We start from the raw sequence: 26371 nt of genomic DNA, 5'->3' as shown, positions 1-26371 counted from the left end.
GGCATATAACGCGTGATACGCATTTCGATTGACGCCATGGGCGGAGACCACGGCCCCGAGGTCACACTTCCAAGCCTCCTCCGGGTCGCCGAGCGCCGGCCGGATGCGCGGTTTGTGATCTTCGGGCGTGAGGATGCCGTCCGCCCGGTGCTCGACGGTTTGCCGCGGCTCAAGGACATCAGCGAATTCACCCATTGCGACGTGGCCGTGCGCATGGACGACAAGCCGAGCCAGGCCCTGCGCCAGGGGCGCTGGAAATCCTCCATGTGGAAGGCAATCGAGGCGGTGAAGACAGGCGACGCCGACGCCTGCATCTCGGCCGGCAATACCGGCGCCCTGATGGCCATGTCGAAATTCTGTCTGCGCACCATGGCCGACATCGAGCGTCCGGCCATCGCCGCCATCTGGCCGACGATCCGCGGCGAGAGCATCGTCCTTGATGTCGGCGCCACCATCGGCGCGGACGCACAGCAACTCGTCGATTTCTCCATCCTGGGCGCGGCGATGGCCAATGCGCTGTTCGACATCGAGCGGCCGACGGTGGGGCTGCTCAATGTCGGTGTGGAAGAGATCAAGGGCCAGGAAGAGGTCAGGGAAGCCGGCCGCATGCTGCGGGAGGCGGCGCTCGACACAATGCACTACCAAGGCTTTGTAGAGGGCGACGATATCGGCAAGGGCACGGTTGACGTGGTGGTCACCGAAGGCTTTTCAGGCAATATCGCGCTGAAATCGGCCGAGGGCACGGCACGCCAGATCGGCGAATATCTGCGCGAGGCCATGAGTCGCACCCTTATGGCACGGATGGGCTATATATTGGCACGTGGCGCCTTCGAGCGCCTGCGTGAGAAGATGGATGTGCGCAAGACCAACGGCGGGGTGTTCCTTGGGCTGAAGGGCATCGTCGTCAAAAGCCACGGTGGCGCCGACGAGGAAGGCTTTGCCGCCGCCGTGGAACTCGGCTACGAGATGGTGAAGAGCGGCGTCTTCGACAAGACGCGCACCACCCTAGACCTTTTCCATGCCCGCAAGCCCGCCGGAATGGCAGGCCAGATGGCTTCCAACGCGTAGGATAGGATGATGATCAGGTCCGCCGTGCGCGGCATCGGCTCAGCGTTGCCGCGCCGCATCATGACCAACAAGGAGTTCGAGGAGTTGGTGGACACCTCGGACGAGTGGATCGTCCAGAGGACGGGCATCCGCCAGCGCCACGTCGCCTCCGACGACGAGACCACTGCCTCGCTTGGCGAGGCGGCCGCCCGCCACGCCCTGGAAAACGCGGGACTGGACCCGACTGATATCGACCTCATCATCCTGGCGACCTCGACGCCCAACAACACCTTCCCCGCCACCGCGGTCGAGATCCAGAACAGGCTCGGCATCCATCACGGCTATGCATTCGACATGCAGGCGGTGTGCAGCGGCTTCGTCTACGCCATCACGACCGCTGACCTCTATATCCGCGGCGGGCTTGCCAAGCGCGTGCTGGTCATCGGCTCGGAGACCTTTTCGCGCATCCTGGACTGGAGCGACCGCACCACTTGCGTGTTGTTCGGCGACGGTGCGGGCGCGGTGGTGCTGGAAGCGGCGGAAGGCGAGGGGACCATCGCCGACCGTGGCGTTCTCGCCTCTTCGCTACGTTCCGACGGGGCGCAGAAGGAAAAGCTCTATGTCGACGGCGGCCCGTCGACCACCGGCACGGTGGGCCACCTGCGCATGCAGGGCCGCGAAGTGTTCAAACATGCTGTCGGCATGATCACCGACGTGATCGAGGATGTTTTCGCCAAGGCCGGCGTGACGGCGGACGATCTCGACTGGTTTGTGCCGCACCAGGCCAACAAGCGTATTATCGACGCTTCGGCGAGAAAGCTCGACATCCCCGAAGAGAAGGTCGTCATCACGGTCCACCTGCATGGCAACACGTCGGCCGCCTCCGTTCCCCTGGCGCTCGCCCACGGCGTGGCGGAAGGCAAGATCAAGCGCGGCGACCTAGTGCTTCTGGAGGCGATGGGCGGCGGCTTCACCTGGGGTGCGGTGCTTTTGCGCTGGTGAGCGTTCTAAGCCCTATTACTACCTCTCCAGTTCTTGACCTTGGCACGCCAATTTTTGTAACGTTCGTGACGTCGCTTTGTATTTTCAATAGTTTCGAAGGGTTGGTTGGCCGATGGGGGGAAAGACAATCACACGCGCCGACCTCGCGGAAGCCGTATACCGAAAGGTGGGGTTGTCGCGCACAGAATCGGCTCAGATCGTCGAGATGGTCCTGCAGGAGGTCTGCGACGCGGTGGTGCGTGGGGAGACGGTGAAGCTCTCCTCCTTTGCCACCTTCCAGGTGCGCAAGAAGAACGAGCGCGTCGGCCGCAACCCCAAGACGGGCGAGGAGGTGCCGATTCTGCCGCGCCGGGTGATGACCTTCAAGGCATCCAACGTGCTCAAGAACCGCATCCTGCGCGCGCATCAGGCGCGCAAGGAGCGCAAGGCCGGCTAGGGCAGGCCATGCGGTATTGCGCTTGTCAGGTTCGTCTTTATCGAACTCATTTCTCTCGGGGGCGTCATGGCAGTGCGCGGGATCGGGTTTGTGGGCATACGAAGCGGCCGGCTCGATGAGACGGTGCGGCTGTTCCGCGACGTGATTGGCGTCCCAGTCACGCGGCAAGCTGACGACCTCGTGGGTTTCAGGCTCGCCGACGGAACCGTGTTGGAGCTCTACGGCCCCGGTGACGCCTTTCACGCCTTCTTCAAGACCGGGCCGGTTGTCGGCTTCCGCGTCGATGATTTCGATGCAACGCGCCGGGCGATGATCGCAGCCGGCATTGGTTTCATCGGCGATGTTCAGCACGCCGACGGCGAAAGCTGGCAGCATTTTCATTGTCCGGACGGCACGATTGCCGAAATCATCGGTCCCGGAGCGCCGCCGGCATTGCGGTAACATATGCCGCAATATGCTGACCGTTCTTACAGGCCTTGTCAGACGGTGCGTCAGGCTGTTGAAATGGCGGGTGTCGAGTCGCAGGAGGTGACTGATGGATAAGAGCCCCGACGCTTTCCGCACCATCAGCGAGGTGGCGGAGGAACTCGACCTTCCCCAGCATGTGCTGCGCTTCTGGGAGACGCGCTTTTCCCAGATCAAGCCGATGAAGCGCGGCGGCGGGCGCCGCTATTACCGGCCGCAGGATGTCGAGCTCATCAAGGGGATCCGCCACATGCTCTACGATCAGGGCTACACCATCAAAGGCGTTCAGAAACTCCTGCGCGACAATGGCAACCAGTTCGTCGTCGCCATCGGTCGCGGCGACATGGCCGCCGTCGAGGCCATCACCCAGCAGAAGGTCGCCGAGGCGAAGGAGAAGGGCGCCGACGACGAAATGCTCGTCGGCAAGCCGAAGGCCAAGCCGAGCCGCCGTTTCTTTGGCATGGGGATGGAGGAGGAGGGGCCGGTTTCCGCTGATGACGGGCGCCTTTCGCGCGACAACCGTGCGCTCCTGCAGGAGACGTTGTTCGACCTCCTGGAGTGCAAGCGCCTGCTTGACCAGGTGCGTTAGGATATTCCGAAACGCCGCCCGGGTTGCCATGGTCGAAGCACCGGCGACCCAAGAAAAAGGGGCGCCGAAGCGCCCCTTCTCAATTACCCTGCGAATGTTTACTGCGCCGGCTCGGCCGGCTCTTCCGCCGGGGTCGTGGTCGTCTGTTCCGTAGCCGCGTCGCCCTCGGGCGCTGTGTCGCCGCCGTCGCAAGCGGCAAGGGCGAAGAGAGCCGCGGCCGATGCCATGGAAAGCAGTATCTTCAGCATTGGTTGTTCCTCATTTGGTTGGTCTAGCCGGCGATGGCGGCACGTTCCTCTTCCGGAAGTAGCCACTTCCATCCATGCCGGCGGCGGTGGAGGCCTCCTCCGTCACATCCGGAACCACCCTTGCAGCCCGTTGAACGTAACCGTTCCGCTCTGGTCGATATCGACAGAGGCGGGAGCTGCAAGAAGATGTTTCATCAGCATGGTCCTCCACCTGTTGACGGCAGGCCGATACAACTAGCTGCCGCTTCCACCCCACACCGCGTGAAGACGGTAGAAGTGAAAGTGAGTCGAATTTGGATTGGGAAAGCTCATGTCGCTTTTCATAAGTAATCATTTGTTTCAGACGGAAATAATCAATTCTCAAGGGGTGCTTGAGATCAGAAAATAAAAATCACGGGCAATATTCACGTGAGTGTTTGAATGGTTGCCTTCCAGACACCGCCGCCGCCGGCTTTTGTTGCAGCGATCGGATTTTACCCTTGCGTCGGAAGCCCGGAGAATATAGGGCTTTGCGCGGTTCGGAGCGTAGCGCAGCCCGGTAGCGCACTTGACTGGGGGTCAAGGGGTCGTGGGTTCGAATCCCGCCGCTCCGACCATTCTTCGCTCACTCTTTATTTGAGCCCTTGCGTTCCCTTATTCGACTGATGGCGGATGGATTGGAGAAACCGCTTCTCCACTCCCCTATCCTCGGTCTGACAGCGGAGGAGGAACGACCATGAGCGCCACGACGAAGGATCACGAACACTGGGCCAAGATCGCGGCGGACTGGATTGCTTGGGCGCGCACCCCTAACCACGATGCATTCTGGGCTTATCGCCAAGCGTTTGCGTCCTTCGTGGGAAAGGGTGGGGGGCGGGCTCTGGATGTCGGCTGCGGCGAAGGGCGGGTTTCGCGCGAACTGAAAGCCTGCGGCTATCACGTCACCGCCGCCGATCCCGTCGAGGCATTTATCGAAGCGGCAGCGGGTCTCGACTCCGCCGATGAGTATGTTGTCGCAGCCGCCACCCACCTCCCGCTTGAAGACGGGCACTTTGACCTGGTGGTCTCATACAACGTGCTGATGGACGTGGACGATGTTCCGGCGGCGGTCAGGGAGATGCGGCGGGTACTGCGGCCGGAGGGGCGGCTGGTGGTCTCGATCGTCCACCCGTTCTTCGACCACGGCCGGTTCGCAGGCCCCGGGGGCGACGCTCCCTTCATCGTCGAGGGTAGTTATTTCGGCAGGCAGCGCTTCGACGAGACGGTCGAGGAGCGCGGGCTGAAAATGCATTTTTCCGGCTGGTCGCAGCCTCTCGAAGCCTATGCCGCAGCGCTGGAGGGGGCGGGATTGGCGATCACCTCCATTCGCGAGCCGCTTCCTGATCTCGGCGAAGGGCGGCAGCATATGGAGCGGTGGACCCGCATGCCGCTTTTTCTCTGGTTCACCGCACGCCCGCTCGCCGGCTAGAGCTGCGCTGTTCAACGGGGCTCTGTCCTCTCCACCGCCCTTCCAACGCCATCATGCCCCACAGCATGCCAAGCATCAGGTAGAGATGCCGCCAGTGGTCTGTATCGATCACGGTGCCCAGCGCGATGTGGCCGAGGAAGACGACGTAGGTACACAGGAGATAAGGCTGCCACGGCCGTGCGCGGAAGAGAACGCGGAAGCAGGCGGCCACGGTCCACACCATGAGGGTGAGATAGGCGGCGAAGCCGAGCCAGGAGTAATCGAGCAGCGCCTTCAGCCAGATATTGTGCGTGTCCTCGCCGTATAGCTTGCCGAACTCGAGCGGGCCGATGCCGAGCGGGCGCTCGGTGGCCAGGAGGAAGCCAATGGCATGGCGGGCAAAACGGCCGAGGCGGCCGGCGTCGTAGTCCTGGACCAGCTGGGCGCGTTGCGCGAAGAGATCCGCCACGGCCGGTATCTGCAGCGCCACCAGGAGCCCGACGACGGCCAGCGCCGCGGCGGCGATGCACATGGCGGTGATCCTCAGCCTTATGAGCCCGCGCTGGTTGTGGATGAAGAGGGCCAGGGTGAGCATGACGGCCGAGAACAGGAACAGGCCCCACGCACCGCGCGAGAAGGAGAGGAAGAGGCCAAGCGTGATAATCATGAAGGGCGGGACGGAAAGGAGTGCAACTCCGGCATGACCGGTCATCATGCGGTGAAGCAGATAGATGGCCGGCAGGGTAAGAAACGGGCCGAAGACGTTCGGGTCCTGGAAAACGCCGGCCGCCCGCCCGTAGCGCGTGAACATCTCGGCCCCCGGAAAGGCCTGGAAGTAGCCGAGGATGCCGGCGGTCGCCGTTATCACCGCCGCCGCCAACCAGGCGCCGAAGATGACGGACAGGAGACTGGGCTGCGCCTCGATGATTGCGGCGAAGAAGACCGCTGTGAAGGCGAGGAATAGCGAGACGGCGAGATAGAGCGGAATGTCGCCCAGATCGGCGAGCTGGCTCATGGAGATGAAGCCGCCGACGTTGAAAAGGACGAGGAGCACCAGAAGCGGTGCGGCGTGGCGCGAGATGCGCAGCCCGAAGACGGCCCACACGGCGATCAGGCCGGTCATATAGAGCTCGTAAGGCGCCGGCTCGCGTAGCACGAAGCCGGATAGGAAGACACCGAGGGCGACGGCGCCGGCGCGGATGAGCGCGATCAGCCGTGCGTTCGCCGCCGCGCGAAGGCTGCCGCCACCGCTGTGAACGAGTGCGTTCAATAGGCGTTTTCCGTGTCGAGAAGGCGGATCGGCGTCAGAAACAGGATCTTGAGGTCGAACAGAAGCGACCAGTTCTCGATGTAGTAGAGATCGTACTCGGTGCGCTTCCTGATCTTTTCTTCCGTGTCGAGCTCACCGCGCCAGCCGTTGATCTGCGCCCAACCCGTCACACCGGGCTTCACCCGATGGCGGGCGAAGTAACCGTCCACCACCTCGTCGAACAGCCGGTTGTGCGCCTCGGCCGCCACCGCGTGCGGGCGCGGGCCGACGAGCGACAGGCTGCCGAAGAGCGCGTTGAAGAACTGCGGCAGCTCGTCGATGGAGGTCCTGCGGATGAAGCGGCCGACGCGGGTCACACGCGGATCGCCCTTCGTCACGGCCTTCCTGGCCGTCGGGTCGCACTGGTCGGCGTACATGGAGCGGAACTTGTAGACCTCGATCTCCTCGTTGTTGAAGCCGTGCCGCCTCTGCTTGAAGAGGACCGGACCCTTGCTGTCGAGCTTGATGGCAATGGCCGTGGCCAGCATCACGGGTGAGAAAACGGCGATGCCGATGAGGCTGAAGACGATGTCGAAGGCGCGCTTGGCGACCTTGTCCCAGTCGTTGATGGGGCGGTCGAAGATGTCCAGCATCGGCACCGAGCCGATGTAGGAGTAAGCGCGCGGACGGAAGTGCAGGTGGTTGGAGTGCGCCGACAGACGAATGTCGATGGGCAGCACCCACAGCTGGCGCAGCAAAGCCAGAACGCGCGCTTCCGCCGTGATCGGTAGCGACACGATCATCATGTCGATGCGGGCGATGCGGGCGAACTCGATCAGCTCGGCCACGGTGCCGAGCTTCGGATAGCCGGCGACGACGGGTGGCGAGCGCGTGTCGTCGCGGTCGTCGAAGATTCCGCAGATACGGATGTCGTTATAAGGCTGCTGCTCGATGGCGCGGATGAGGGATTCGGCGTTCTTGCCGCCGCCGACGATGACGGCGCGGCGCTCGATGCGCCCGTTGCGCGCCCAGCGGCGGAAGAGATGCGCCGCCGCCAGCCGCAGGACCATGATGAGCAGCAGGCCGCTGACATACCAGGTGCCGAGCCAGAAGCGCGAGAACTCCGACGAGATCTTCAGGAAGAACAGCGCCACGGTGAGAAGCGCAAAGGTGCCCGACCAGATGGTGAAGATGCGCCCAACCTGGGAAAGCGGGCTACGCAACGCCGACATCTGGTAGCAGTCGGACAACTCCAGGAGCAGGACGGCCACAAGCGCTACGCCGACAATGATGAGCGGATACTGCACGAACAGATGCGTCGTCAGCCCCACATGGCCGGCATAAAGCTGCAGACCGGCGAGCAGGAGCACGGCGAACTCGATCAGGCGCATCACGCCGCTCACCATGACCGGGGACAAGGTGTCCCGGCGGTATTGCTGCGCAACCTGCTTCGCCACGGCGCCGAGCTTCGGCTTCTGCCGCTGGCGAGGTTCCTTGTCCTGGCCGCGCGCGCCCTTCCTGTAGCGGTGAATGGGGTCGATGTTGTTCATGGGCATAACAACCGGTTTATAGGGCAATAACACCGAGGGCCCTAAGATTCCCTTGATGTGCTTTGCTATTGTTGAAGGATTGGCGGATTGGCTTGCGGGGGCGGGGATCTGACCCCTCAGCCCCCAAGCGTCTCGCGGTAGATCGCCTCGATCCTGCCGGTCATGACGTCGACGCCGAAGCGGGCCTTCAGTTCCTCCCGCGACGGCATGTTGCACCGGTAGGCAGCCTCATCGGCGAGCACGGTTGCCATCTTCGCGGCGAGCGCGGCGGTGGCGGGGGCGCATAATGCGGGCGAGTCCTTGCCCAAAATCTCCGGGATGCCGCCGACGGCGGTGGCGACGAGGGGTTTTCCGGCCGCAAGCGCCTCCAGGACGATATAGGGCATGGCCTCTGCCCGAGACGGCACCACCATGGTGCGGCCGAGGGCGAAGGCCTGGCGCACCGGCATCGCCGGGCGGAAGGTGACCCTATTTGAAAAGCCGAGCGCGCCCGCCTGGGCGGCATATCTGTCGCGCCCGTCGCCGTCGCCCACCATCACGGCCGAAAGCGTCCGCCCGGTCTGTTCTTCCGTCGCCTTGAGGGCATCGATGAAGAGGTCGGGCCCCTTGAGGTCGCGCATCATGCCGATATAGACGAAGTCTGCTGCTTCCGGCACATCGGCGACGGGGGCGAACTCCTCGGCACGCAGCCCGTTATAGACGAGGCTTGTAGGCGCGCGCGGGACGCCGATCTTTTGTTTATAGGCGCGCCGTTCGTAATCCGAGACGAACAGGATCTGGTCTGTGAGCCGCTCCATCAGCCCTTCGAGCGCGAAGAAGAAGCGGCCGGCCAGCGTCTCCGCGTCGTAGTGCAGACTGCCGCCATGGGGCGAATAGAGGCGAGCGACCGGGCGGCGGCTGAGGCGCATTGCGGTGCCGAAAAGCCGCGCATAGGCGCCGCCCTTGGCACCGTGCCCATGCAGGATGTCCGGCCGCAAGCGGCGGACGATCCTCAGCGACCGCAAGGCCGCGCCGAGGTCGCCGGGGCCGATGTGGCGCTGTATCGGCGTACGTGTCACGCCGAGCGCCAGGATATCCCGGATCTCGGCGAAGAGCCGATCCTCGAAGGCGCCGCCGGTGGTGGAATCGCACACGATGCCGACTTCGTGGCCGGCGGCGACCTGCGCCTCGCATAAGTCCCGCACATGGCGGAAGATGCCGCCGACCGGCGAGCGGAAGCAGTGCACGATGCGCAGGTGGTGGGTCACCGGACGCCAGACGCCGCCACGATCAGAACAGTCGTTCGCGCACGTAGACCGTGTCGCCGGGAAGCAGCGGATCGGACGTGACGACGCGGCCGGTCAGGATCTCGCCATTGATCTGACGGGTGACGTCCACCAACGCCTGGTTGGCGCGCGGGGTGAAGCCCCCGGCTGCCGCGACCGCCTTCTGTATGGTCATACCCGGCACGTAGGAATATTGCCCCGGAGCGCCCACTTCGCCCATGATGAAGATCGGCCGGTATCGGTCGACCTCGACCGTCACATCGGGATCGCGCAGGTAACCCTGGCGCAGCTTTTGGGCGAGCTGCTGTTCGATCTGATTGGCTGTACGGCCGCGCGCGGGCACCGAGCCGACCAGCGGAAAGGAGATGTAGCCCGCCTGGTCGACGCTGTAGGTGTTGCTGAGGTTCGCCTGGTCGAAGACGGTGACGCGCAACTGGTCGCCCGCATCCATCACATAGGGCTGGTAGAGCGCCTCGTGAAAGGCCGGCGGGGCAGGGCGGTAGCCCGAACAGCCTGCAACAGCAACGCTTGCCGCAAGCCCGAGGAGGAATGGAATCGGATGTTTCATGGCCGGATACACACTTCTCTGCCGGAGCCCCCGATGCGCCAGAGCTTCATAAACTCGCCCGGTTATTGGCCCATCAGGGTTAATGCAGGGTTAAGCGCCCGGTTATGGGCTTATACGGCGACCGTGCGCGATTAACCCCCTGGTTACCATGTGCGTTTACCTTCGCGCGGGAAGAGTCTGGAGTGGGCGCAATGACCAGCGGTGAGAAAATGGCGAACGACGTGGACGTCGACCTCGGCCATTTGTTCGCGAGCCTCAGGCACAAATGGCGGCGCATCGCCTTTTTCGCGCTTGCGATAACTGCGATCGCCTTCATGCTCGCGGTGATGGCCACGCCGCGCTATCGCGCCGAGACGAGGGTGCTCATTGAGGTTCGCGAATCGATCTACACGCGCCCGCAGTCCGCCGATGCCGGCGAGCGGGAGTCATTGGACGGTGAGAGCGTAGCCAGCCAGGTCGAGGTTATATCGTCCACGCAGATCCTGACGCAGGTGGCGCGGGAACTCGATCTTGCCAGCCGCGAGGAGTTCGAGGCGAACGAGCAGTCGCTCCTCGACCGGGTGCTTGTGATCGTCGGTCTCAAAAGAGACGTCGGCGCCATTCCGCCGGAGGAGCGGGTGCTCGACACCTTCCGTGAGAAGCTCGAGGTCTACCGCGTCGAAAATTCCCGCGTCATCGTCATCCGCTTTTCCTCGGAGGATCCGGAGCTGGCGGCGCGCGTGCCCAATGCTATCGCCGACGCCTATGTGGCGAGCCAGCGCGCGGCGAAAGCGGAGTCCAACGAGAACGCCACGGAATGGCTGGAGCCGGAGATCGCCGACCTGCGCGACCGCGTGAAGGAGGCGGAGGCGCGGGTTGCCGAGTTCCGCGCCCGCTCGGACCTTTTGATCGGCCAGAACAACACCGTGCTCGCCACGCAGCAACTGTCCGAACTGTCGAGCGAACTGTCGCGGGTGCGCGCCAACCGCTCGGCGGCCGAAGCCAGGGGCCAGACGGTGCGCGCCGCCATAGAGCAGGGTGCGGCGCTGGAGTCCGTCCCGGAGGTGCTGGCCTCGAACCTCATACAGCGGCTGCGCGAGCGGCAGGTGGAGCTCAGGGCGCAGATCGCCGACCTGTCGACGACGCTTCTGGACAACCACCCGCGCATTAAGGCGCTGCAGTCCCAGCTTGCCGATCTCGACTCGCAGATCCGCATCGAGGCGCGCAAGGTGCTGGAAGGGCTGGAGCAGGAGGCTGAAATGGCACGCCTGCGCGAGCGCGAACTGACCGCCGATCTCAACACGCTGAAGGCCGAATCGGCGCGCGCCGACGAGGAGCAGGTGGAACTGCGTGCGCTGGAGCGCGAGGCCACCGCCCAGCGCCAGCTTCTGGAATCCTATCTCACACGCTACCGTGAGGCGGCCGCCCGTGGCGATCGCAACTATCTGCCGGTGGATGCGCGCATCTTCTCGCGCGCCATTACGCCGTCCGAACCTTATTTCCCGAAGATCCTGCCCATCACGCTTGCCGCCTTCGCCGGATCTCTCCTCCTGATGGGCATCGTGGTCTTGCTGCAGGAGCTCTTCAGCGGCCGCGCCCTGCGACCGGCCACAGGCGACATCGAGCCAGTGCCTCAGGTGCAGATGCCGGTCACGGCGGAAGAAGAGCCGCCCGCACCAGCCATCGGCAGCCTCGGTGAGGTGAATGTCGAGGCCGCCGCCGAAGCGCTGATCTCAACCGGCGTGGCGCGCGCCATCTTCGTTTCGCCCGAGGGCGATGAGGCCGCCGCGACGGCCGTTCTCGTCGCGCGCGAGGTCGCTGACGCGGGGCTGCGCGTTCTGCTCCTGGACCTGACGGCTTCCGGTGCCGTTTCATGGCCGACGCTGGAAAGCAAGGTCTATCCCGGCATCACCAACCTGCTGGCGGCCGAGGCGCAGTTCGCCGACGTTATCCATGCCGACCTCTATTCGGCGTGCCACGTCATTCCCATCGGCACGGCCGCGCCCGACCGCGCCATGCGCGGCATCGACCGTCTTCCCATCATCATGAACTCGCTGACCACCGCCTACGACCTGGTGATCGCCGAGTGCGGTGCCGCCGATGCACCGGCGATCGAGCGCCTTATGGACGAGGACACTCAGGTGCTTGTGAGCGTTCTCGACCCGAAGGAAGAGAGCATCGTCGCCACCGCATCGGATTTGCAGGAAGAGGGCTTCGGCACGCCACTTCTGGTGACGCCAACAGGCTACATTTCCCCGTCCGCCCCTCCCGGCCGCGACGTGGCCTGAGGAACAGAGCTGCCCCATAGCGGGCGGTCGTCTCGTCGGCTACCCTCGGGCCCAATTCACCGCTTCGAGGAGTGAAGGCATGATCGTCGAATACATTCGTTATGTCTTGAAGGACCACTCGCCCGAGGAACTGCGCAAGGCCTATGAGGAGGCGGGAGCCCATTTGCGCGCCGCGCCGGAATGCCTCGGCTACGAGCTTGCCCAGTGCGACGAAGAGGCCTCGAACGTCACGCTCCGCATCCTCTGGACATCGGTGGAAGCGCATATGAAGGGCTTTCGGACCGGCCCCAATTTTCCGCCTTTTCTGGCGCTCATCCGCCCGTTCATCGGCGAGATCGCGGAGATGCGCCACTACACGCCGACGACTGTCGTGTGGGATCGATCTGCTTAGATCGGATCATCGTTTGCGGAATTGCTCCGGCAAAACTTTCGTCAGTCGGACCGCCCTCGCGCGATCCTGCGCAGTTGCTGGGCCAGTTTTGCCGCGGCGGGGTCGTTCTTGACAGCGCGTTTCAGCCGCACGAGTGCGCGGTAGCCTGCCGCGAGCAGCTTACCCTTAAGTGTGAGGCCGGCGAAGACGTCTGCATGGCTGGTTTCCATGCCGCACCACAGCCGCTTGTAGGGCTCGTCGCCGACACTGAGGTCGTAGACGGCGAGACCTTCCGCACAAGCGGCTTGGATGTTCTCGTAGAAGAGGAATTCGCCGGGGCTGAAGGCGACGAGCTCATCCCGTGCGAAGGCGTTGAACTCGCAGATGATGCTGTCGCGAGTACGACTGGAGCCGGTAATGGCGCGCGGGATTCCGCCCACCTCCAGCCCGTGCAGCACGAAAGGCGGCACCGCCTGGCCTAGGGCCGCCAGGAAAAGGGTCCGCCAGCGGGCCCGCACTTCCGGCGCGGCGAAGACATCGGCTATTCCCATTTCGGCAAAGCGCGCGCGTTTCAGCGTGAAGAACCTGTCGAGAAGGGCGTCCACCTCCTCCACACTGCGCGCTTCGACTCGGCGGTAGCCTCCCGCTGCCTCGAACTTGCGCGCCTGGGCGCGGTGCTTCTTACGCTTTCGTTTGCCGCTGTTCTCGAGCACCTGGTCGAACCCGCCTGAAAGATCGGCGGCGAGCGCGATGTTGGGGCTCGTGGTGTGGGGAAGGGCAAGCGTGGGGTTCGCTCGGCCTTCGAAGGTCTTCCGCTGCCGCTCGAGCGACAGCATGTCGATATCCGGCCGGGCCTCGCGGATTGCCGCCACCAGCGCCATCATTCCCGCATCCGCGGCATCGAAGGCGGGACCGAGCGCCGGGAAGTTGCCATTGGCATGCGAACCGCCGGCGAAACGTGCCATGCGGAAGGGACCTTTGCGCTGGATTTCCAGGGCCAGCGCCATTGCCGGACGGCCGTTCTGCTGGAGGAGGGCGATCAGCCCGTCCTCACCGGTGTCCTCAAGCCACGCGGCCGTCCACAGCGGGCTCTGGGTGGGCGAATGGACGGTATCTGCGCAGAAGGCGGAATAGGCTTCGAGCGCCGCTCCGTCTGCAGGCAATATGCGCGCCGAGAAGGCCGAACGGGCAGTCGCGGCCGAACTTTCGGCGTGCGGCGTTTCCTGCTTGGAAAAGGATGCGGCGTCCACCATGACGAAGCCTGATTTTGCGTATTTTCCCGCACCTTACCGGCAAAAGGTGAATCAAAGCTCGACGGGAGGAACGTCAATCCACCGGGTGCCGCGGCTTTCCTTCCATCCATTTGACCAGAAGCATGGCCGGTAGAATCCATAGAAGCCCTGTCACCAGATAATAGATCAGGTGCACCAGCGCGCTCTTGTCGGCAAGCTGCGCCACGGCGACCGCCGTGGAGACGATGGCATAGACAATGACCAGCGCCACCAAGGCCACCATGCCGACGAATTTTCTCAGGCGTACAGGCATTATGAAATCCTCTTGGGCGCTGCATAGCGCAAACGGCGGTCGCCCGACAGGCCAATAATGCCGCATCGGCGCGACCGCATGTCGCCGCGGGCAGGCTTGCAAGCCAGGCGGCTTTGCGGCACCTACACGCTTGATTTCCGATTGGACAACGAGATGGCAGCCACCACGGATCTGGGCGCTCCTGCCGTAAGCGCCGTCAGCGAACGCCGCAACAGGCTCTGGGTGCGCGTGTGGCTTTATGCCGTGGTCGTGACGCTGTTCGCGCTGGTGCTGGTTGGCGGGGCGACGCGGTTGACCGAGTCCGGCCTGTCGATCACCGAATGGAAACCCATCCACGGCGTCATCCCGCCGCTCGGCGAAGCCGAGTGGGCGGAAGAATTTGCGAAATACCAGCGGATTCCCCAGTACGAACAAATCAACCGGGGCATGAGCCTCCACGAATTCAAGGTGATCTTCTGGTGGGAGTGGGCGCACCGGTTGCTGGCGCGCGGTGTCGGTTTCGTCTTCGCCTTGCCGCTTGCCTTCTTCTGGCTGACGGGGCGGCTGGAGAGCCACCTGAAGCCGAAGCTCCTCGGCATCCTGGCGCTCGGCGGCCTGCAGGGTGCCATCGGCTGGTGGATGGTGGCATCCGGCCTGGTCGAACGAACCGATGTCAGCCAATACCGGCTCGCCACGCACCTTACCATCGCCTGCATCATCTTCGTCGCCACCATGGCAGTGGCGCGCGGACTGGCGCCGCACAGCGCCGGGCCGGCCTATGAGGGAACGCGGCGCTTCGCCGGGTGGCTGGTGGTCGCCGTGCTGGCGCAGATCTATATCGGTGGGCTGGTCGCCGGGCTCAATGCCGGCATGACCTACAACACCTGGCCGCTGATGGACGGTGCGCTGGTGCCCGGCGGGCTCTTCGTCCAGACGCCGGCCTGGATCAATCTGTTCGAGAACCCGAAGACCGTGCAGTTCCTCCACCGCCTCGGCGCCTACACGCTGCTGGCGCTCGCCGTCTGGCACGCAATCGCCGCCTGGCGCGCCGACCCCGGCTCGACGCATGCCCGGCGGGCCATCGTCCTCGTCCTCATCGTCCTCGTCCAGGCGGCGATCGGCATCGCCACGCTGCTTATGGTCGTACCCCTCGGATGGGCGCTCGCCCACCAGGGTGTGGCCCTTATCGTGCTGGGATTTGCAACGGCGCACTGGCGCGCCGCCAAGGGCGCCTATCCTCTGCCGAGCGAGATGGCGGGAGTGCGATAGCCGGGACACGCCGTCTGTTACCGGGTGCATGGTCAGCACCTAAAGGGGTTTTATGAAGAAAACCTCCGGCACCGGCTGCAAGTTGCCGAATGTCAGCTTACCGGACACTTTGAAGCCGTTTCGCCGATGCCAAGCCTGGGGCTCCGGCTCGTCGCTCATGCTTGAGGTCATCAAAAGCCGGGCGCCGCGTTCACGCATGGCTTCCTCCCAGACCTGCAGCAGCGCGGTGCCGGCACCGCGCCGTTGGTTGTCGGGGAGCACGTAGATCAGGTCCATGTAGGGGATTGTGCCCCAAAACCAGCTAAAGCGAAGAAATCCGATGGGGGACGAATCCTGCCTGGCAATCAGATACTCGCCCAACGACACGCAACGACGGACCCACGCCTCGGACACGTGCCGGTCGCTGGCAATCAGCCAGGGGATATTTTCGTCGCTTGCCGCAATAACCTCGATGGCCATTCCAGCCACGTATCACGGTCGGGGGATCGGGTAAAACGTGCCGTTCAGGGGGACCCTAGTTCCCCCTGATAGCCCGGCGAACGGCAGCGGCCGTTGCCAAGCTGCGTCCCGCTTCCTGCCGGTTGCCGCCCTCCGTATACCAGGCGGCCGAGAGGCAGGCGTGGGCGAAGCCGTATTGCAGAAGGGTCGTCGCGTCGTGTTCGAGTGCCCGCGCCAATATCCGTGCGAGCGCGGCTGCGCGTGCGGGATTTTCGCGCAGATCCATCCGCTCCAAGGGGTTGTTGAAGAGGTTTGCCGCGTCGTAGGCAGGTTCGCCCAGAAGGCCTTTGGCGTCGATGGCAAGCCAGCCGCGCTCGCCAAGCAGGATGTTTTCGTGGTGGAGGTCGCCGTGCAGGGGGCGGACCTGCGTCTGGTTCGCTAAAAGATGCTCGGCAAGGGATGCCGCTTCGACGAAAAGGCTCTGCCGACCGTGCTTGCGGTCCGTTTCGGCGATGGCGAAGAGGCTCGCGAACCGCCGGTGCAGAGATTGTAGGCCCTCGGGCGCGGCACGATGCAGATTGCGGTGCAGGCGGTTGATCGTTTGCGCTGCGATCTCGCTTGCCGCGTCGTCTCCGTCAATTTCCAGCTGCGTCAGCAGCGAATGACGGCCGGCGTGCTCCATGAGGATGCGCTGGCCGTCTCGGGCGAGCACGCGAACAGCGCCTTCGCCGTTGCGCCATTCAAGGAAGAGGATGCCGGTGAGCTCGTCTTCGAGACCCACCGGCTTCAAATCCTTGACGATGGCATGTTCGCCACCGCGCAGCAGGACCTGCCAGACACGGCTTGTGGCGGTATCGGCCAGGAGTTCGGCCGAAGCGATGCTCCAGTTTTCCCGAAAGGGCGGCGGGGGAGGCCGCATTTCCGCCATCAGACGATGTCGCGCAGCATCAGATCCAGGTTCTGCACCGCCGCCCCTGAAGCGCCTTTGCCGAGATTGTCGTAGATGGCCAGAAGCAGCGTCTGGGCGCGGGCGTCGTTGGTAAAGACGTGAAGCCGCATGGTGTTGGTGCCGTTGAGATGTTCGGGCTCGATATCGGCGGAACGCTCGATGGCGGCCGGAGGGGCGACTTCGACGACGCTCTCCTCGAGGCTGGCGTAGTGGTCGGCAATTGCCGCATGGAGCTCCTCGCCCTTCGGTACGCGGTCGAGATGGCCGAGTTGCAGGGGCACGGCGGCGACCATGCCCTGCGCGAAATTGCCGACCGCCGGCTGCATCAGCGGATCGCGCGAAAGCTTCGCATAGGCGCGCAGTTCCGGCAGGTGCTTGTGGTTGAGGCCGAGCGCGTAGGGCAGGAACTCCGGCGCGTCCTCGCCCTTGGCCTCGTAATCCTCGATCATCTGACGCCCACCGCCCGAATAGCCGGAGATGCCGTTGACGGTGACGGGAAAGTCGGCGGGCAGAAGGCCGGCAGAGACGAGCGGGCGCAGGAGCGCGATTGGCCCCTGCGGCCAGCAGCCCGGATTGGCGACGCGCCTGGCCTCGGCGATTGCCTTCGCTTGGCCGCGATCCAGCTCCGGGAATCCGTAAGCCCAGCCGTCGGCCACACGGTGGGCGGTGGAGGCGTCGATTACCCGCGTCGTCTCGTTCTCGATGAGCGAGACGCTCTCGCGCGCCGCGTCGTCCGGCAGGCAGAGAATGGCGATGTCGGCGGAATTCAGATACTCCGCGCGCGCCGCCTTGTCCTTGCGCCGCTCCACGGGCACGGAGATCAGTTCGATGTCTTTGCGCTCGGCAAGCCGCGTGCGGATTTGCAGGCCGGTGGTGCCGTGTTCGCCGTCGATGAAGATTTTTGCCGTCATGTCACGAGTCCGAAAAAGAATCTGGTTTCAAATGGTTGAAGCGTGTTCCGGAATCAATCCGGAAAGTGCCAGATCTGCTGCTTCAAGCACTATCGTCGCTTTTTCTCTGCCAGAAGTCCCAGATAGTGCATGGCGACAGCCGCCCCGGCAATGGCCGTGATGTCGGCATGATCGTAGGCGGGCGCTACCTCGACGATGTCGGCACCGACGATATCGAGCGGCCCGAGCTGGCGCAGAACCGAGAGCATCTTTGCAGAGGAGGGGCCGCCGGCAACCGGCGTGCCGGTGCCCGGGGCAAAGGCCGGGTCGAGGCAGTCGATGTCAAAGGTGATATAGGCCGGCGCATCGCCGACATGCGCGGCGATCGTCTCGGCGATCTCCTTCGCCCGCATCTCCTCAACCTCGTAGCCGTGCAGGATGCGGATGCCACAGTCCTCCGGTGCATGGGTGCGGATGCCGATCTGGATTGAGCGGACGGGGTCGACGATGTCCTCATGCACGGCGCGGCCGATGAAGGAGCCGTGATCGATGCGCTTTCCGTCGTCCGGCCAGGTGTCCTGATGCGCATCGAACTGGACGAGGGCCAGCGGCGCGCCGTGCCTTGCCGCATGGGCCTTCAGAAGCGGCCAGGTGACGGAATGATCACCGCCAAGCGAGACGAGGAAGGCGCCGGCGCGCAGGATCTTTGCGGCCTCTCGCTCGATGATGGCGGGCGCCTTCTGTGGATAGCCATACTCAAACCGGCAGTCGCCGTAGTCGACGACGGCGAGCGCCTCGAACAGGTCGAGGCCGAAGGGGTATTGCGGATCATTATCGAGGATTGCCGAGGCGCGGCGGATCGCCTGCGGCCCGAAGCGCGCGCCCGGCCGGTTGGAAACCGCGGCGTCGAACGGCAGCCCCCACACCACCGCATCCGCGCCCTTCACGGTCTTGGTAAAGCGCCGGCGCATGAAGGACAGCGCCCCGGCATAGGTGGGATCGCCGGCGGCGCCGAGGTTTTGGCGCGCGGTGAAGGCGTGGTCGATGGATTTGGATGGCATGCGATGTATCCCCTCGACAGTCGGCCCGTGGCTACGGGTGCCATGACGTTCGCGCAACAAAAAAAGCGGGCCCGAAGGCCCGCTTTTCCGATCCGAAAACCCCAGCCTTTAGCGCTTGGAGAACTGGAACGAGCGGCGGGCCTTGGCGCGGCCGTACTTTTTGCGCTCCACCACACGGCTGTCGCGGGTGAGGAAACCGCCCTTCTTGAGGACCGCGCGCAGCTCCGGCTCGTAATAGGTGAGCGCCTTGGAGATGCCGTGGCGCACCGCGCCCGCCTGGCCCGAAAGGCCGCCGCCGACGACCGTCGCGACGACGTCGTACTGGCCGTTGCGGTTGGCCGCCACGATCGGCTGCTGCAGGATCATCTGCAGGACGGGCCGCGCGAAATAGGCGTTGAACTCCTTGTCGTTGACCGTGATCTTGCCGGAACCCGGCTTCACCCACACGCGGGCGATCGCGTTCTTGCGCTTGCCGGTGGCGTAGGCACGGCCCTGGGCGTCGAGCTTCTGCACGTGCACGGGAGCCTCGGCCTCAGGCGTCACCGCCTGCGTCGCCTCGCCCAGCTCCTGGAGGGAATTGATTTCAGCCATATGCCTGGACCCTTACGTTCTTCTTGTTCAGCGCCGCGACGTCGAGCTTTTCCGGCTGCTGGGCGGTATGAGGATGTTCGGTTCCCGCGTAGACACGCAGGTTCTTCATCTGGCGGCGTCCGAGCGGTCCGCGCGGGATCATGCGCTCGACAGCCTTTTCGACCACGCGCTCGGGGAAACGGCCCTCGAGGATGTCGCGCGCCGTGCGCTCCTTGATGCCGCCCGGATGGCCGGTGTGCCAGTAGTATTTCTTGTTCTGATACTTCCTGCCGGTGAAGACCACCTTGTCGGCATTGATGATGATGACGTTGTCGCCGTCATCGACATGCGGAGTGAAGGTGGGTTTGTGCTTGCCGCGCAGGCGGTTGGCTACGATGGTGGCGAGGCGACCGACGACAAGCCCTTCGGCGTCGATCAGTACCCACTTCTTCTCCACCTCCGCAGGCTTCTGCGAAAAGGTTTTCATGGTTTTTGTCCGTATCTCCAAACCCTACCGAGTAGGGCATTTCTTGTTGCTTGAACCGATGGCCGATAATGGGCCCTCGACAGTCCGCGGCAAATGCCACGATCGGCGAGCTTATAGGAGTGGCGCGGGAGCAAGTCAAGCGCAATTAGGGCGGACGCGAGGATAAAAATGCATAGAAAACAATGAGATAAGGAAAAGGTATTATATTACCCCACATTTTGGCCCCGGGGAGGCAAGGAATAGGTGCCGGTGGCGTGGGCGACGAGGGCTCCGTCAGGCCCGGCGATGATCGCCGCTTCGAACACCATCAGCGTCCTGCCGAGTTTGAGGATGCGGCATTCCCCGTCGATGTTGCCTGCCTCGGCCTTGCGCATGAAATTGATGTTGAGGTTTGTGGTGACCGCCAGCGCCTCGCGGCCGATATGCGACAGCGCGCAGACGTAGCCGCCGATGTCGGCGAGCGTGAAAAGCGCCGGGCCGGAGACCGTGTTGCCCGGCCTCAGGTGTCGCTCGCCGGCCGTCAGCCGCACGGTGCAGCCGCCGGGGCGGACGGCGATGGCGCGGTATTCGGTGTGGTCCTCGTTGAGTTGCGGATAGACCTCTGCCAGATAGGCGTTGACCTCTTCGACACTCATCACTGGCGTCAGGTCCGCCGGGGCGCTTGCGTCCATGTCGGCTCCTCTACTGCGACGCTTGACCTTTGCGTCAACGGAAGAAGACGATGGCCTTTTCCCGGCTGATCTGCAAGCCGGGCTGTGCTAGGGGTGGGCATGCGAGAGGAGACGAGCCATGGCTGAGGCAGTTGCGCCCGCCCGGAGCGAGACGCGGAGCCTCGTGTGCAGCGAGCGCACCGGCGGCATCCTGACGCTGACGCTCGACAACCCGCCGGCGAACGCGCTCTCCATCGCCTTGATGGAGGCGCTGAAGGCCGCGCTCGAGGAGGCGCGGGACGACGCCGGCGTGCGGGTGATCGTACTGGCGCACGGGGGCAAGGTGTTCTCCGCCGGCCATGACCTGAAAGAGATGACGGCGCACCGTAAGGACGCCGACCGGGGCAGGGCCTTCTTCGCCGAGACCATGGCGCTTTGCGCCTCCCTCATGCAAACGGTGGTCCGCCATCCCAAGCCGGTGATCGCCGCTGTCGACGGCGTGGCGACGGCGGCCGGTTGCCAGCTCGTCGCCTCGTGCGACCTGGCGGTGGCGACAGCGAACGCCCGCTTCGCCACGCCCGGCGTCAATATCGGCCTGTTCTGCTCAACGCCCATGGTGGCGCTGTCGCGCAACATACCGCGCAAGCAGGCCATGGAGATGCTTCTGACGGGCGAGATGATCGATGCCGGCACCGCGCTCTCCTACGGCCTCGTCAACCGGGTGGTGGCGCCGGAGGAATTGAATCGCGGTGTGATGCAATTGGCCGAAACCGTTGCATCCAAATCACCTTTGACGCTGAAGATCGGCAAGGAGGCCTTCTACCGGCAGGCCGAGATGGGATTGGCCGAGGCCTATGAATATACCGCCCGCGTCATGGTGGAGAACATGATGGCGCGCGACGCGGAGGAGGGCATCGGCGCCTTCATCGACAAGCGCGAGCCGGAGTGGAGGGGCGAATAATGGAACCGCGCATCTCCGTCATCACGCTCGGCGTCGACGATCTCGACCGCGCGGCCCGCTTCTACGAGGACATGGGCCTGGAGCGTAACGGGCGCATAACCGAAGGTGTCGCCTTCTTTCAGATGGGCGGCTTGATTCTGGCGCTGTGGCCGCGCGAGGAGCTTGCCGAGGATGCCGGCATCAAGGAGAGAACGCGGGGCTTCTCCGGTGTCGCCCTCGCCTATAACACGCGCTCGGAAGCCGAGGTGGGGCTCATCCTGGAACGGGCGGAGAGGGCCGGAGGCAGCGTCGTCAAGACTGCGCAGCGTGCCTTCTGGGGCGGCATGCAGGGGTATTTTGCGGACACCGAGGGCAATCTATGGGAGGTCGCCCACAACCCGGACTTTCCAATCGACGAGGAAGGCCGTATATCGCTTCCCGAATGAACCACGATACCTACGACAATTCCTATATCGCCGGGATTCTCAACAGCGTGAAGTCGGTCGCCATCGTCGGCGCCTCGGCCAACGATGTGCGGCCGAGCTTCTTCGTCACGAAGTATCTGATCGACAAGGGCTACCAGGTGCACCCGATCAATCCCGGCCAGGCCGGCAAGGAGATCGCCGGCACCATGACCTTCGCCTCGCTTGCCGATCTTCCCGGGCCGGTCGACATGGTGGATATCTTCCGCTCTTCCAGCGCTGTGCCGGGCCTCACGGACCAGATCCTCGCCATGGACCCGCTGCCCAAGGTGGTGTGGATGCAACTCACCGTGCGCGATGACGCTTCCGCCGCGCGGCTGGAAGAAAAGGGCATCAAGGTCGTCATGAACCGCTGCCCGAAGATCGAATATGGCCGCCTGTCGGGCGAAATCGGCTGGAACGGCGTCAACAGCCGCTTGATCTCGTCGAAGAAGCCGATGATGCGGCAGGGTTTCCAGAGCTTCGGCATCCGCCAGCGGTGAATTTCCTCTTCCTGGAAGCGTGCGGGGCTGAATCTTCTTTGCCCTTCCTCCGCCCGCTTAGTATGGATGGCGTGAACGTGAACGGAGGAAACCCCAATGAATGAGCGCACGCCCGGTTTCAACACGCTTGCCATCCACGCGGGCGCCCAGCCCGACCCTGCAACCGGCGCGCGCGCCACGCCGATCTACCAGACGACGTCCTATGTCTTCGACGATGTCGACCATGCCGCCTCGCTGTTCGGGCTGAAGGCCTTCGGCAACATCTATACCCGCATCATGAACCCGACCCAGGCGGTTCTGGAGGAGCGGATAGCTGCGCTCGAAGGGGGAACGGCGGCGTTGGCGACCGCCTCGGGCCACGGTGCGCAGCTTCTCGTCTTCCACACGCTGATGCAGCCTGGCGCCAATTTCATCGCCGCCAGGAAGCTCTATGGCGGTTCCATCAACCAGTTCGGCCATGCCTTCAAGAACTTCAACTGGGAAGTGCGCTGGGCGGATCCGGACGACATCTCCGCCTTCGAAAACCAGATCGACGAGAACACCCGTGCCATCTTCGTCGAAAGCCTCGCCAATCCGGGCGGCACCTTCGTCGATCTGGAAAAGATAGCCGAGGTGGCGCGCCGGCACGGCCTGCCCTTTATCGTCGACAACACCATGGCCTCGCCCTATCTCCTGCGCCCCATCGAGTACGGCGCCGATATCGTCGTCCATTCGCTAACCAAGTTCATGGGCGGGCACGGCAATTCGGTGGGCGGCGCGCTGGTCGACTGCGGCACCTTCGACTGGTCGAAATCCGGCAACTATCCGATGCTCTCGGAGCCCAGGCCCGAATATGGCGGCATGGTGCTACACGAGACCTTCGGCAACTTCGCCTTCGCCATTGCGGCGCGCGTGTTGGGCCTGCGCGACTTCGGCCCGGCGATCTCGCCCTTCAACGCCTTCCTGATCCTAACCGGTATCGAGACGCTGCCGCTCAGGATGCAGCGCCATTCCGACAATGCGCTCAAGGTGGCGACGTGGCTCGGGGAGCAGCCGCAGGTGGCTTGGGTGTCCTATCCGGGCCTGCCGGGTGACGCGAACCACGAGCTCATGCGCAAATATTCACCCAAGGGCGCCGGCGCCGTCTTTACCTTCGGATTGAAAGGCGGCTTCGACGCCGGCGTGAAAGTGGTGGAGGGCGTGGAGCTTTTCTCGCATCTGGCCAATATCGGCGACACCAAGTCCCTCATCATTCATCCGGCCTCCACCACGCACCGTCAGCTCAGCGACGAGCAGAAAGTGGCCGCGGGTGCGGGCCCCGACGTCATCCGCCTTTCCATCGGCATCGAGGATGTGGACGACATCATCGCCGACCTTGAGCAGGCGCTGGCGAAGGTATAGGCCCGTCGGTATGCGCGTATGGGTGATCTTCGCGGGCTGCGGATGGTCGGCAGCTTGCAGATTCATAGGTGCTGTCCCCGCAATCCTCGTTGTTCACAGGGGGTGCGCCATTGCGCCGCACCCTTGCCCCACGTAAGCTCAAACCAACTCAGGAGCTCGACAGTCCGCCCGGACAGCGGAACCAACTGAAGGGATCTTCTGAGGCCGTGCTGGCCCGGTCGGGCGATGGGTTTCGATCCGAAGCTCGGATCCGGTGCCAGGGGTCCAGCGGAGCTGTCGCAAGCGGTTCCGGAACGCAAACGGCAGACCGATGCTGCCATGAAGGCCGGTTAGTCCTTCGATGGTGCACCGCTTGAAAGCCTTCGCGGGCGGAAGAGGGGTGGCCCGGCAGGGCGGACGCGAGCGCGCAAGCGCGAGCAATGTACCACCGGGAACCGTCAATCAGGGTCTGGAACGCAACCGCCTTTTGGATGGTCGTATCAGGCACCTGAATTGGACAGGGAGGCACTGGGAGCGATCTCAGTGCTTTCCTTGCGTTTGGGCATTCCATCCATGCCGCCAGATTACGCCAAGCGCTCCGTTTGCCTGTTCCCTCTCACCACCGGCAGACAAGCCGCTCCAGCCCGTGGAAGTGATAGCTGTCGCGGTAGCGTGGTGGCCCGGCCAGCGCGATCTCCGGGAGCCGTTCGAACAGCACTTTCAGCGCCACCTGCAACTCCAGCCTAGCGAGCGGCGCACCGATGCAGAAATGGATGCCGGCGCCGAAGGAGACGTTCTTCTGGTCGGCGCGGCCCGGCAGGAAGGCGCGCGGGCGCTCGAAAGCGTGCGCGTCGCAATTGGCCGCGCCCAGCATCAGGCCGACCTGCTCGCCGGGCTCAAGCCGGATACCGTCTGCGATCTCCACCGGCTCGTACGCGTAACGGGTGAACATGTGCAGCGGCGGATCGTAGCGCAGGCACTCCTCGACGGTGGCCGCCGTTCCCTCCGCCGAGGCGAAGAAGCGGCGAGGGTCGCCGCCCTGGGCGAGGATCGTGGCGACGGCGTTGCCGAGCTGGTGCACCGTCGCCTCGTGGCCGGCGTTGAGAAGCAGGATTGTCGAGGCGACGAATTCGTCCTCCGACAGCCTGTCGCCGCTCTCATGCGCCGAAATGAGGAGGGAGAGGAGGTCGTCGCCGGGCTCCTTGCGCCGCTTGGCCGCATAGGAGCGGATGAAGTCGCCGAATTCGCGCGCCGCCTCGTTGGCGCTCTCCTCCACGGCCTGGCTCCGGCCGTGCATATACATGGCGACCATGCGGTGCGACCAGTCGAGGAGCCGGTCGTCCATTTCCACCGGCACGCCCAGCATCTCGGCAATAATGGTGATCGGCACCGGTGTCGCGTATGCGGGGATCAGATCCGCCTCGCCGTCCGCCGTAAAGCCGTCGATGAGGTGGTGGCACAGCGCCTCGACGCGCGGGCGCAGCCGCTCCACCTGGCGCGAGACGAAGGCGCGGTTGACAAGGGTTCTGAGCCGCGTGTGCACCGGCGGCTCCAGTTCCAGCATGGAATGCGCCTCTACCGCTGCGAAGTCCTTCAGATGCTGCGCCCCGTAAAGCACCGTGCCTGCCGGCACCTGCCGACCGAGCCGGCGGTTGCGCAGCGCGCTGTTCACCTCCTCATAGCCCGCCAGGCACCACATGCCGTAATCCTCCCAGAAGAAGGCGCGGGCGTTGTGGTGAAGGTGCGCGTAGACCGCGTAGGGGTTTTGCACGAAGGCCGGCATGTGCGGGTCGAGCCGCAGACGGCGGCCTTGCAGATCGAGGGAGAGGGGAGGGGATTCGACTGTGTCCATGGGTTCTGTCTTAGTCCTCTTTCGCCGCGGCGCAACCGGTGCGCGGGGACGTTGAGGTTCAGCAATTCAATCGCGGCCTTGCACAGGCGGGAGCGGGCATCCTATATCGGCGTAAAGAGAACGAATCTGCCTCGCGCCAGCAGGCCGGCGCTTCCCAAGGAATAAGGTATCCCTCCATGCCAAATCCCATCGAGACCGCGATGAACCTTGTGCCGATGGTCGTCGAGCAGACGAACCGCGGCGAACGCGCCTATGACATCTTCTCGCGTCTCTTGAAGGAACGCATCATCTTCATCACGGGGCCGATCGAGGACACCGTGGCTGCGCTGGTATGTGCGCAGCTCCTCTTCCTCGAGGCGGAGAACTCGAAGAAGGAGATTGCGCTCTACATCAATTCGCCGGGCGGCGTGGTGACGAGCGGCATGGCCATCTACGATACGATGCAGTTCATCCAGCCGTCGGTCTCTACCCTGTGTGTCGGTCAGGCCGCCTCCATGGGGTCGCTGCTTCTGTGCGCCGGCGCCAAGGGAATGCGCTTTGCAACGCCGAACGCGCGCATTATGGTGCACCAGCCTTCCGGCGGCTTCCAGGGCCAGGCGTCCGATATCGAGCGCCATGCCCAGGACATCATCAAGTTGAAGCGGCGGCTCAACGAGGTCTATGTCACGCACACGGGCCAGGACTACGAAACCATTGAGAAGACACTGGACCGCGACCACTTCATGAGCTCGGACGAGGCCAAGGAGTTCGGTCTCATCGACAAGGTGATCACGAATCGCGAACTGATCGAGGGCCCGCAGGTCTCGTAAGAGGGCCTGGATGGGAATGAGCGGCGAAAATAGCTGGGTGCTGCGTCAATTCCGTCACAATTTCCTGTTCCCTCAGCGCTGGCAACCGCCTACGTTAAGGCTATGTTGAAGTTCGATACCCTAGTCT

The 26371-nt window shown here is 64.1% G+C and carries 29 protein-coding genes and 1 tRNA gene; 15 read left to right on the top strand and 15 right to left on the bottom strand.

Annotation, left to right across the window (positions count from 1 at the left end):
* The first annotated feature begins 12 nt into the window (after positions 1 to 12).
* The 5 genes from plsX to N5A92_RS12455 all read left to right on the top strand — a co-directional run bounded on the left by plsX (position 13) and on the right by N5A92_RS12455 (position 3539).
* Complete coding sequence (gene plsX, locus N5A92_RS12475; protein ID WP_260903095.1) at positions 13 to 1068, top strand: phosphate acyltransferase PlsX; 1056 nt, start codon at positions 13 to 15, stop codon at positions 1066 to 1068.
* Positions 1069 to 1077: 9 nt separating this feature from the next.
* Positions 1078 to 2049 carry a beta-ketoacyl-ACP synthase III gene (locus tag N5A92_RS12470; protein ID WP_260903093.1) on the top strand — a complete coding sequence of 324 codons (972 nt, stop codon included), beginning with the start codon at positions 1078 to 1080 and terminating at the stop codon, positions 2047 to 2049.
* Positions 2050 to 2161: 112 nt separating this feature from the next.
* Entirely contained in the window at positions 2162 to 2485 is a 324-nt protein-coding gene (locus tag N5A92_RS12465) for an integration host factor subunit alpha (RefSeq protein WP_260903091.1), read from the top strand.
* A 90-nt stretch (positions 2486 to 2575) separates the two neighbouring features.
* On the top strand, positions 2576 to 2926 hold the full coding sequence (locus tag N5A92_RS12460) for a VOC family protein (protein WP_260903089.1): 351 nt from the start codon (positions 2576 to 2578) through the stop codon (positions 2924 to 2926).
* Positions 2927 to 3020: 94 nt separating this feature from the next.
* Positions 3021 to 3539, top strand: a complete 519-nt coding sequence (locus N5A92_RS12455; RefSeq protein WP_260903087.1) for a MerR family transcriptional regulator — start codon at positions 3021 to 3023, stop codon at positions 3537 to 3539.
* A 98-nt stretch (positions 3540 to 3637) separates the two neighbouring features.
* On the opposite strand, the gene N5A92_RS12450 is transcribed toward N5A92_RS12455, so the two are convergent.
* On the bottom strand, positions 3638 to 3787 hold the full coding sequence (locus N5A92_RS12450) for a hypothetical protein (RefSeq protein ID WP_260903084.1): 150 nt from the start codon (positions 3785 to 3787) through the stop codon (positions 3638 to 3640).
* Positions 3788 to 4306: 519 nt separating this feature from the next.
* Between N5A92_RS12450 and N5A92_RS12445 the strand changes: the two genes are divergently transcribed.
* Positions 4307 to 4383: transfer RNA gene (locus tag N5A92_RS12445), tRNA-Pro, on the top strand.
* A 119-nt stretch (positions 4384 to 4502) separates the two neighbouring features.
* Positions 4503 to 5234 (top strand): class I SAM-dependent methyltransferase, encoded by a 732-nt coding sequence (locus tag N5A92_RS12440; RefSeq protein WP_260903081.1) that lies wholly within the window; start codon positions 4503 to 4505, stop codon positions 5232 to 5234.
* Here the strand turns inward: N5A92_RS12440 and N5A92_RS12435 are convergent.
* The 4 genes from N5A92_RS12435 to N5A92_RS12420 form a co-directional block, all read right to left on the bottom strand.
* Entirely contained in the window at positions 5209 to 6483 is a 1275-nt protein-coding gene (locus tag N5A92_RS12435; RefSeq protein WP_260903080.1) for an O-antigen ligase family protein, read from the bottom strand. The genes N5A92_RS12440 and N5A92_RS12435 overlap by 26 nt on opposite strands.
* Entirely contained in the window at positions 6480 to 8012 is a 1533-nt protein-coding gene (locus N5A92_RS12430) for an undecaprenyl-phosphate glucose phosphotransferase (protein WP_260903079.1), read from the bottom strand. The genes N5A92_RS12435 and N5A92_RS12430 overlap by 4 nt, the downstream gene beginning before the upstream one ends.
* 116 nt (positions 8013 to 8128) lie before the next feature.
* Complete coding sequence (locus N5A92_RS12425) at positions 8129 to 9259, bottom strand: glycosyltransferase family 4 protein (protein WP_260903078.1); 1131 nt, start codon at positions 9257 to 9259, stop codon at positions 8129 to 8131.
* Positions 9260 to 9281: 22 nt separating this feature from the next.
* Entirely contained in the window at positions 9282 to 9845 is a 564-nt protein-coding gene (locus tag N5A92_RS12420; RefSeq protein WP_260903077.1) for a polysaccharide biosynthesis/export family protein, read from the bottom strand.
* A gap of 191 nt (positions 9846 to 10036) precedes the next feature.
* Here N5A92_RS12420 and N5A92_RS12415 point away from each other — a divergent pair, with 191 nt between their 5' ends.
* Positions 10037 to 12112: a GumC family protein gene (locus N5A92_RS12415; protein ID WP_260903076.1), complete on the top strand. Its 2076-nt coding sequence runs from the start codon at positions 10037 to 10039 to the stop codon at positions 12110 to 12112.
* A gap of 79 nt (positions 12113 to 12191) precedes the next feature.
* On the top strand, positions 12192 to 12503 hold the full coding sequence (locus tag N5A92_RS12410) for a putative quinol monooxygenase (protein WP_260903075.1): 312 nt from the start codon (positions 12192 to 12194) through the stop codon (positions 12501 to 12503).
* A gap of 41 nt (positions 12504 to 12544) precedes the next feature.
* On the opposite strand, the gene N5A92_RS12405 is transcribed toward N5A92_RS12410, so the two are convergent.
* Together N5A92_RS12405 and N5A92_RS12400 are read right to left on the bottom strand one after the other, a co-directional pair.
* Positions 12545 to 13735, bottom strand: a complete 1191-nt coding sequence (locus N5A92_RS12405; protein ID WP_260903074.1) for a GNAT family N-acetyltransferase — start codon at positions 13733 to 13735, stop codon at positions 12545 to 12547.
* 73 nt (positions 13736 to 13808) lie between these two features.
* On the bottom strand, positions 13809 to 14027 hold the full coding sequence (locus N5A92_RS12400; RefSeq protein ID WP_260903073.1) for a DUF2842 domain-containing protein: 219 nt from the start codon (positions 14025 to 14027) through the stop codon (positions 13809 to 13811).
* 153 nt (positions 14028 to 14180) lie between these two features.
* On the opposite strand from N5A92_RS12400, the gene N5A92_RS12395 reads away from it, so the two are divergent.
* Positions 14181 to 15275, top strand: coding sequence for a COX15/CtaA family protein (locus tag N5A92_RS12395; RefSeq protein ID WP_260903072.1), 1095 nt, complete (start codon positions 14181 to 14183; stop codon positions 15273 to 15275).
* Positions 15276 to 15314: 39 nt separating this feature from the next.
* On the opposite strand, the gene N5A92_RS12390 is transcribed toward N5A92_RS12395, so the two are convergent.
* The 7 genes from N5A92_RS12390 to N5A92_RS12360 all read right to left on the bottom strand — a co-directional run bounded on the left by N5A92_RS12390 (position 15315) and on the right by N5A92_RS12360 (position 20341).
* On the bottom strand, positions 15315 to 15734 hold the full coding sequence (locus tag N5A92_RS12390; protein ID WP_260903070.1) for a GNAT family N-acetyltransferase: 420 nt from the start codon (positions 15732 to 15734) through the stop codon (positions 15315 to 15317).
* Positions 15735 to 15789: 55 nt separating this feature from the next.
* Entirely contained in the window at positions 15790 to 16641 is an 852-nt protein-coding gene (locus tag N5A92_RS12385) for an aminoglycoside phosphotransferase family protein (protein WP_313958413.1), read from the bottom strand.
* Entirely contained in the window at positions 16641 to 17573 is a 933-nt protein-coding gene (argC, locus tag N5A92_RS12380) for an N-acetyl-gamma-glutamyl-phosphate reductase (RefSeq protein ID WP_260903067.1), read from the bottom strand. The genes N5A92_RS12385 and argC overlap by 1 nt, the downstream gene beginning before the upstream one ends.
* An 89-nt stretch (positions 17574 to 17662) precedes the next feature.
* On the bottom strand, positions 17663 to 18613 hold the full coding sequence (gene speB / locus N5A92_RS12375; protein WP_260903066.1) for an agmatinase: 951 nt from the start codon (positions 18611 to 18613) through the stop codon (positions 17663 to 17665).
* A gap of 108 nt (positions 18614 to 18721) precedes the next feature.
* Positions 18722 to 19204: a 30S ribosomal protein S9 gene (rpsI, locus tag N5A92_RS12370; protein ID WP_260903065.1), complete on the bottom strand. Its 483-nt coding sequence runs from the start codon at positions 19202 to 19204 to the stop codon at positions 18722 to 18724.
* Positions 19197 to 19670, bottom strand: coding sequence for a 50S ribosomal protein L13 (gene rplM, locus N5A92_RS12365; protein ID WP_260903063.1), 474 nt, complete (start codon positions 19668 to 19670; stop codon positions 19197 to 19199). Before rplM ends, rpsI begins: the two co-directional genes overlap by 8 nt.
* Before the next feature lie 206 nt (positions 19671 to 19876).
* On the bottom strand, positions 19877 to 20341 hold the full coding sequence (locus N5A92_RS12360; protein ID WP_260903062.1) for a PaaI family thioesterase: 465 nt from the start codon (positions 20339 to 20341) through the stop codon (positions 19877 to 19879).
* A 118-nt stretch (positions 20342 to 20459) separates the two neighbouring features.
* Here N5A92_RS12360 and N5A92_RS12355 point away from each other — a divergent pair, with 118 nt between their 5' ends.
* From N5A92_RS12355 to N5A92_RS12340, 4 genes are all read left to right on the top strand, one after another.
* Positions 20460 to 21281, top strand: coding sequence for an enoyl-CoA hydratase (locus tag N5A92_RS12355; RefSeq protein ID WP_260903061.1), 822 nt, complete (start codon positions 20460 to 20462; stop codon positions 21279 to 21281).
* Complete coding sequence (locus N5A92_RS12350) at positions 21281 to 21706, top strand: VOC family protein (protein ID WP_260903060.1); 426 nt, start codon at positions 21281 to 21283, stop codon at positions 21704 to 21706. Before N5A92_RS12355 ends, N5A92_RS12350 begins: the two co-directional genes overlap by 1 nt.
* Positions 21703 to 22224: a CoA-binding protein gene (locus N5A92_RS12345; RefSeq protein WP_260903058.1), complete on the top strand. Its 522-nt coding sequence runs from the start codon at positions 21703 to 21705 to the stop codon at positions 22222 to 22224. Before N5A92_RS12350 ends, N5A92_RS12345 begins: the two co-directional genes overlap by 4 nt.
* Before the next feature lie 96 nt (positions 22225 to 22320).
* Positions 22321 to 23604: an O-acetylhomoserine aminocarboxypropyltransferase gene (locus N5A92_RS12340; RefSeq protein WP_260903057.1), complete on the top strand. Its 1284-nt coding sequence runs from the start codon at positions 22321 to 22323 to the stop codon at positions 23602 to 23604.
* Positions 23605 to 24199: 595 nt separating this feature from the next.
* On the opposite strand, the gene N5A92_RS12335 is transcribed toward N5A92_RS12340, so the two are convergent.
* Positions 24200 to 25435, bottom strand: coding sequence for a cytochrome P450 (locus N5A92_RS12335; RefSeq protein WP_260903055.1), 1236 nt, complete (start codon positions 25433 to 25435; stop codon positions 24200 to 24202).
* Positions 25436 to 25611: 176 nt separating this feature from the next.
* Here N5A92_RS12335 and clpP point away from each other — a divergent pair, with 176 nt between their 5' ends.
* On the top strand, positions 25612 to 26244 hold the full coding sequence (gene clpP / locus N5A92_RS12330; RefSeq protein ID WP_260903054.1) for an ATP-dependent Clp endopeptidase proteolytic subunit ClpP: 633 nt from the start codon (positions 25612 to 25614) through the stop codon (positions 26242 to 26244).
* The last annotated feature ends 127 nt before the right edge of the window (positions 26245 to 26371 follow it).

It is taken from the genome of Chelativorans salis, from assembly GCF_025336525.1.
GTDB classification, from domain to species: Bacteria; Pseudomonadota; Alphaproteobacteria; order Rhizobiales; family Rhizobiaceae; genus Chelativorans; species Chelativorans salis.
This window is presented reverse-complemented; position numbering and strand designations above follow the sequence as displayed.